The following is a 7,803-nucleotide window of genomic DNA, read 5'->3' as shown; positions in this document are numbered from 1 at the left end:
AAAAGGTTCCAAGCAAACTTTTGATTTGCTTGGAACCTTTTTATTTACTATTTTTGGCTAGTTTTGTCCCAGCCTCTTTCGATTAGTCTGTCTTTATCGATTTATTGTCAAACTATGTAGAAATTTTTATAGAATTGTAGACATAGTGGGAAAATTCCTGTATGATAAAAAGAAAAATAAAGGATAAATTCCTTAAATGAAAAATTGGAGATAGGGGTGGCTAAAAGCGTTTATCAACCTTGTTAACAGTAGGTATTACTTACACCTAACTTTTATAATAATAACTAGGTTAGGTGGGCGAATTACTGGTTATTTATACTTATTTTTGCAACTTGAAAGGTGAATGAATGTGCATATTAAAATCGGTGTTATCGGACCGGAAGAATCAGTTGAACGTATTTTAAAGGTCACCAAGGAGTTTAACCAGGTTGAATTTATCCCTTTTATTTATCAAGAGGTTCATCAAGTCACCAAGATTATTGAACACAATAAATGGATTGTGGATCAATGGTTATTCTCCGGTATCATGAATTATTCGTACGCCATCGACAGTAATCTGATCAAGAAAGATAAAGGTAGCTATCCACCGTTATATGGATCTAGTTTTTTTGGAATATTGCTGGAGGCAGAGTTAAATGAGCAAAAAATTTTTAATAAAATAAGTATCGATACTATTACAGAGCAAGAAGTCACAAAAATCCTATCTTTTTATCATTTGGACTTGCTTGAATACTATAATGCTCCGTATAAAGGTTATGACCATTTGCGTAATTTGGGTGAATTTCATAAATCTTTATACGTACGTAAAAAAACACAATTGGCGATTACTTCGATAAAATCAACGTATGATGAATTAAAAAAAGAGGGGGTCTTGGTATATAGGTTAACACCTTCATACTTGTCTATTAAATTAACTATCCAGCTTCTGTTGGAAAGAGCCCAAGCCAATCGTTATGAAAATCTGCAAATGGCTGTAATTGGTTGTAAGATGTTTGACGAAACATATAGCGATGAACCTTACCAGTTATTTAGATGGAAACATCATGAATTGAACATGAAAAGATCCCTATTAACGTTAACGGAAAAAATGAATGGATCATTTGTCGATGTCGGTGACGGTTTGTACTTTATCTTCACAACAAAAGGAGAAATTGACAGTAATAGAGAGAATGATTTATTTCAATTAATGACTGAATTTATCATTCGGGATCAACTATTCATAGGTGTTGTGATTGGTTATGGGGAGACTGTATCACATGCGGAACGGAATGTGAGATATGGATTGGGTAAGTTTCATAAGGATGAGCGAGCATCGATTTTGGTGATTGATGAACAGGATTCCATCACGACTAAGATCCCTAATAATGAAAGCGGTTTTTTAAACACCAAGGAAATTGAACAAGAATTGCTGGCTAAGTATGATGGTAATGTTGTTAATCATCGGGATGTGATGCGGATGATTATTTTCTCCCATAAATACAATAAAAAAGAATTTACCGCACAGGATGTTTCTCGCTGGCTGCAAAGTACCGATAGAAACGGAAGAAGAATTTTAGCAGAACTAGAACAAGCAAACGTGATAAAAAAGTGCGGAACGATCCAGTTAAATCAACGAGGCAGACCAACAAATGTCTATCAATTTGCCGTGGATCTGTCATTATCGCCTTAATATCAATTTAGTACGGAAATACATGGAAAAAGAGGGAATGGTCATTGAACAAATTAAATAAGTGGATGGGAAACAAATTGTGTGAATTAAACGTCACAGAAGCAATGGATGTTTCTGATGGATTTACACGATTAGGATATACAAAAGAAGAGTTATCGGCACATCATCAATTTATCAAGATAGCTAGCGAACTTGGCTTAACCAATTACCAGGATCAGGCAGGGAATCAATGGGCTGTATGGGAAATTGACAAAAACGCACCGACAATAGCAGTTGGTTCACACCTGGATACCGTATATAACGGTGGTGGTTATGATGGGGTTGTTGGAGTGCTTTGCGCGTTGGCCGCGATAAAAATGTTAAAAGACAAACAGTTTACTCCTGGAAAAAATATTGCCGTGATTTGCTTTATTTCTGAGGAATCGGCACGATTTGGCGTATCAACCATTGGCAGTAAAGCACTTGTTGGAGAACTGGAAAAGACAGATTTAGCCACCGTTACCGACAGTGAAGGAATAACGATCAAACAAGCCGTAGAAGACATGGGATTAACATGGGAGGACATCGAACAGGCGGAGTTGGGGAAAGATGACTTAGAACAATTTGTTGAATTGCATATTGAGCAAGGAAAACAATTACAAGAAAATAATGCAAATATTGGCATTGTAGAAGGGATCGCACGTCCAATTCGTCTGATTGTAAAGGTTTCCGGTATGGCCAATCATACCGGGACAACCCCGATGAATCAGCGACAGGATGCATTCGTAGCCATAGCGCCATTAGTCAGTTTTGTAAACGAAGAAGCATTAAAAATAAATAGGGAGCAAGCGACTCCACTTGTTGCAACTGTAAGTACCGCTCATGTCAAACCCAACGCAATGAACATTATCCCAAGTGAAGTTGAGTTGGGAATCGATATTCGCAGTGTTGATGATGATTTGAAGAAAAAACTTGCGGAAAACATTAAAACGTACTGTCTGGAAATGGAAAAGAAATATCATGTCGCAGTTACGGTTACGAACTTGGTCGATAATCATTCTATAAGACTAGATGAAACGACCAAACAAAAGCTGATCGATGTATGTGAAACATTGGGTCTTACAACACGGGTAATGGACAGTGGGGCAGGGCATGATGTGATGAATATGGCTAGCAAATGGCCATGCGGATTAATTTTCATTCCTTGTTTGGATGGGATAAGCCACCAACCTGATGAGTTTACAGCTACTGAAAATCTCGTAAATGGAGCAAAAGTGTTAGAAAACTATCTGCAGACCGAAACTCAAACAGAATAAATCGGAATAGTGATTAAAAAAAAGATCAACATTTATGTGGAGGGTTTATCATGAAACAGTTTATTGAAAATTATCTGGAAGAAAATAAAAGTTACTTTGAGCAAGTTTCCGAATTTATTTATACGCATCCGGAAACTAGATTTGAGGAATACGATTCTTCCGCATTTTTGGCATCGGAGTGTGAAAAACAGGGTTTTACAGTGGAACGTAGTGTTGCTGATATCGAAACGGCATTTGTTGCTACTTACGGTTCCGGAAAGCCAGTAATCGGATTTTTAGGTGAATTTGATGCACTTTCAGGTTTGGGGCAAAAGCCGAACGAAACAAACTATCAACCGACCTATAGAGATGTTGGACATGGTTGTGGTCACAATTTATTAGGAACAGGCGCTTTTGCCGCTGCATGTGCCGTAAAAGGTTACCTTGAAGCCAACCATTTGCCGGGGACGGTTCAATTTTTTGGCTGTCCAGGTGAAGAAGGCGGATCCGGTAAGACATTCATGGTTCGAGAAGGGGTTTTTGACAATGTTGATGCAGCGTTAACATGGCATCCTTCTCCATCGAATTCCATTATGAGTTTATCCAGTTTAGCTAATTATCAAGTATACTTTCGTTTCAAAGGAATTGCTTCGCACGCGGCAAATACGCCTTATTTAGGGCGTAGTGCATTGGACGCAGTAGAGTTAATGAATGTCGGTGTCAATTATTTAAGAGAGCACGTTGTCCAAGAAGCCAGAATCCATTATGCAGTTACCAACACTGGTGGAATATCCCCGAATGTAGTTCAAGCTAACGCAGAGGTGCTTTATTTAATTCGTGCACCAAGAGTTGACCAGGTGGACAACATCTTTAAAAGGGTATGTAAAATTGCTGAGGGTGCTGCGTTAATGACTGAGACTGAAATGTCTATGGAGTTTGATAAAGCTTGTTCGAACTATATACCTAACCGAAATTTGGAAAAAATCCTATATAACAATTTAGTTGAAGTAGGCGTTACAGACCCTACCGATAGCGAAGAGCAATTTGCAAAACAATTATGGTCAACTTTTACAGAGGATGAACAGAAAAACTATTTGGATCCGATGAAAGGGTTTGGCTACACGGGGGATGGTAGTGAATTCTCCGATAAATATTTGGCAGATTCGATTTCCCCATATGTCGAATCAAAAGAATTACTGTATGGATCAACCGATGTATCAGATGTCAGTTGGGTGGTACCTACCGCGCAATTGTCAACATCTACATCAGCTCTTGGTACAGCATTGCATACATGGCAAATGACCACTCAAGGGCTTAGCAGTTATTCGAATAAAGGAATGTTTCGAGCAGCGGAAAGTATGGCACTAACGGGAGTACAGTTATTCACTTCAGAGGAAGATTTAAATAACGTTAAAGCAGAATTTAAAGAATTCAAGCGGAACAATGCATACACTTGTCCAATTCCTAAAGATGTTACCCCGTCGAAACTTAATGACCACTAAGACGAATCAAATTTAGAAAAGCGAGTGATCATATGAAAACGAAAAAAGGTTTATTTCAAAGGTTTCTAGACATAGTAGAAAAGGTTGGAAATAAACTCCCGGATCCATTTGTACTATTTGTCGGTCTAGCCGTAATAATGATCATAGTCTCTTGGATATTTAGTTTATTTAATGCTTCTGTAGTCCATCCAGGAACTGGAGAGACGTTACCAATTAAAAATCTCATGTCTGGTGAAGGTTTACAATTCATTCTAACATCGATGCTCGAAAACTTTACTGGATTTGCACCATTGGGCTTGGTATTAGCGATGATGTTGGGAATTGGTTTGGCAGAAAAAGTTGGTTTGTTAGATTATGCTATAAGAAAAACAATATTAAAATCTCCACCATACTTGCTTACTTATGCTGTGGTGTTTGTAGGTATTATGGGAAATTTGGCATCAGATGCAGCTACTGTTATTATTCCTCCTTTAGCAGCATTAGTATTTTATAAGGTTGGAAGGCACCCACTTGCTGGCTTAGCTGCAGGTTTTGCCGGAGCGGGTGCTGGGTTTACAGCGAATTTATTTGTAGCGGGAACAGATGCCTTATTAGCAGGTATATCAACAGAAGCTGCGGCTATCCTAGATGATTCGATCATTGTAACCGCTGTTGACAATTGGTACTTTAACATTGTCTCCGTAATTGTATTAACCATTATAGGAGGACTTGTTACAACAAGGTTTGTTGAACCAAGATTAGGTATTTATAAGGGCGATGCTGTAGAGGAAGAACAAACTGAAGAACTTCCAAACGCTAAAAAAGGGTTTATAAATGCTTTTATTGCAGGACTTATTTACATCGTAATTGTTGCAGTTGTTCTATTTATTCCGAACAGTCCATTGAGAAGTGAGGATGGTGGAATCGTTCCTTCTCCATTTCTAGACGGGATCATCCCTATCATATTGATATTCTTTATAATAGTCGGGGTAACTTTTGGGATAACGGTTGGAAAGATCAAATCTGGTAAAGACGTTAGTAATTATATGGCCGAATCAATGAAAGATATGGCCAGCTACATTGTGTTAGTCTTTGCAATCGCTCAATTTATTGCATTCTTTAATTGGTCCAATCTTGGAACCTGGGTCGCTGTTAATGGGGCCGAATTTCTAGCAAATATTAATTTCACCGGTATATGGCTAATTATAGGATATATTATTTTCACATCATTAATGAATTTTTTGATCACTTCAGGGTCTGCAAAATGGGCAATAGAAGCACCAATTTTTGTTCCCATGTTTATGCAATTGGGCTATCATCCAGCTTTTACGCAGGCAGCATATCGTATAGCAGATTCGTCAACAAACATAATAACGCCATTATTTCCATATATGGTTATTATTCTAGCATTTATGCAAAGATACGATAAGAAAGCAAGCATAGGAACGTACATCTCATTAATGCTTCCATATTCGATTACTTTCTTAATCACATGGATTATACTGCTTTTAATATTCTTCTTTACGGGAATTCCATTCGGCCCAGGTATACATCCATATTTGTAGGATAGCTATATGAATTGAACCATGTTAAATGTAACAATTATTGTACAAGGGAGGAAGTATAATGGAAAAAGCATGTTTAGCTGAGCAAATAGTCGCATGGAGAAGAAATTTTCACCAATATCCAGAAACAGGTTTTTTAGAAATGAGAACAGCATCCATTGTAGCGTCCATTTTGGATGATTTAGGGTTTGATTTGCAACTTGGAAAAAAAGTTATGTCCGAGAAGGACTGTATGGGAAAACCAGATGAAACGATAACAAAGGAACATCTGCAATGGTCACTTGAAAATGGTGCGAATAAAGACTACATTGATTATTTTTCAGAGGGTTATACTGGAATAGTTGCTACACTTCATACAAGCAGACAGGGGCCAACAATAGCTTATCGATTTGATATGGATGCACTTGATATAAATGAATCGGATGCCGACGACCATTTTCCAAAACATGCAGGTTTTAAATCCAAAATTCCATACAAAATGCACGCATGTGGACATGATACACATACATCAATCGGGTTAGGACTAGCTACTTTAATTGCTGAGAATAAAGAAAACCTGGCTGGTACCATCAAACTCATTTTTCAGCCGGCAGAAGAAGGAACCCGTGGGGCTAAATCTATGGTTAAAGCGAATGCTGTTGCAGATGTAGATTATTTTATTGCGTCTCATATTGGTACAGGCGTGCCTCACAAACACTTTGTTGCAGCTAATAATGGATTTTTAGCCACTTCGAAATTGGATATTACATTCAATGGTGTTGCATCCCATGCGGGTAGTAGACCGGAGGAAGGAAAAAACGCACTGTTGGCTGCTGCATCTGCGGTATTAAATATTTATGCAATAGCCCGTCATTCGGAAGGTTCAACAAGAATTAACGTTGGAGAGTTACACGCCGGATCTGGAAGAAATATTATTCCGAATCAGGCTAAACTAAAAGTGGAAACCCGAGGTGAAACTTCATCTATTAACAAATATGTTAGGGAGCAAGTTGAAGCTATTGTTGTTGGGGCTGCAACTATGTATCAAACCGATTATGATATTGATGTTGTAGGTGAGGGATTAAGTTGTAAATGCTCAGAAGACTTAGCTATTGTTTTAGATGAGTGTGCGAAAGAGAATGCATCGATTATGGAAAGTCATGTGGAAAGTAATGAGAGTGCAGGATCAGAGGATGCAACCTTCTTTATGGAGGAAGTTCAAAAAAATGGTGGTTTAGCAACCTATTGTATTTTTGGGACTGAATTAGCTGCCGGGCATCATAATGAGAGATTTGATGTAAACGAGGAGACGTTTTTATCTGCGGTGGAGATTTTGTATCAATCGGTTTTGAAATTATCACAGCGAAATTAATAATAAAGCGCCATTCCGGTGGGGATGGCGCCCCGCAGATTGACAAATTTGTAAAAGTTCATTGGACGACTATATAATCGCTTTGTATTGTGAGAACCAAATTTAATGTAAATTAACTGTTTACTAAAAAATCGGAAGTATCCCGAATTACATAAGCCAATTATTTAAATGGGGACGGGTAGTTCTATTCAAAACCATATTCAAAGGTAAAACGTATGGAAAGAGTACGGGAAAATCTACAATAAATGAACCATCATGTTGAAAAAGATACATATGGTATCCACATTTTAAATACATAGGGAAGATCACTAGCGTTGCATAAAGTTTTTCTACAAATGTCAAGAAAAATATTTAGTTGGGACATTAGGAATAATGGGAGTTTTCACTACAAAAGTCTATAAAAAAACCTTATAATAAGGGAATGGTAGTCCTGTCCAAATCCCAAATTATAAGGAGAACTCAT

5 protein-coding genes are annotated in these 7,803 nt (G+C 37.7%); all 5 read left to right on the top strand.

Features of this window, described 5'->3' with window-relative positions:
• Window positions 1-349: 349 nt before the first annotated feature.
• Window positions 350-1,669, top strand: a complete 1,320-nt coding sequence (locus ABRT01_RS17770; RefSeq protein WP_367749057.1) for a hypothetical protein — start codon at window positions 350-352, stop codon at window positions 1,667-1,669.
• A 44-nt stretch (window positions 1,670-1,713) separates the two neighbouring features.
• Window positions 1,714-2,964 carry a M20 family metallo-hydrolase gene (locus ABRT01_RS17765; RefSeq protein ID WP_367749054.1) on the top strand — a complete coding sequence of 417 codons (1,251 nt, stop codon included), beginning with the start codon at window positions 1,714-1,716 and terminating at the stop codon, window positions 2,962-2,964.
• A 50-nt stretch (window positions 2,965-3,014) separates the two neighbouring features.
• Window positions 3,015-4,445 (top strand): M20 family metallopeptidase, encoded by a 1,431-nt coding sequence (locus ABRT01_RS17760; protein ID WP_367749051.1) that lies wholly within the window; start codon window positions 3,015-3,017, stop codon window positions 4,443-4,445.
• Between the two features lie 32 nt (window positions 4,446-4,477).
• On the top strand, window positions 4,478-5,989 hold the full coding sequence (locus tag ABRT01_RS17755) for an AbgT family transporter (protein WP_367749048.1): 1,512 nt from the start codon (window positions 4,478-4,480) through the stop codon (window positions 5,987-5,989).
• A gap of 61 nt (window positions 5,990-6,050) precedes the next feature.
• Window positions 6,051-7,340: an amidohydrolase gene (locus ABRT01_RS17750; RefSeq protein ID WP_367749045.1), complete on the top strand. Its 1,290-nt coding sequence runs from the start codon at window positions 6,051-6,053 to the stop codon at window positions 7,338-7,340.
• Window positions 7,341-7,803: the final 463 nt, after the last annotated feature.

The organism is Lentibacillus sp. L22 (assembly GCF_040812445.1).
In the GTDB taxonomy this organism is placed as follows: Bacteria; Bacillota; Bacilli; order Bacillales; family Amphibacillaceae; genus Lentibacillus_C; species Lentibacillus_C daqui.
The sequence above is the reverse complement of the archived record's forward strand: the minus strand, read 5'-3'. Positions and strand labels throughout refer to the sequence as shown.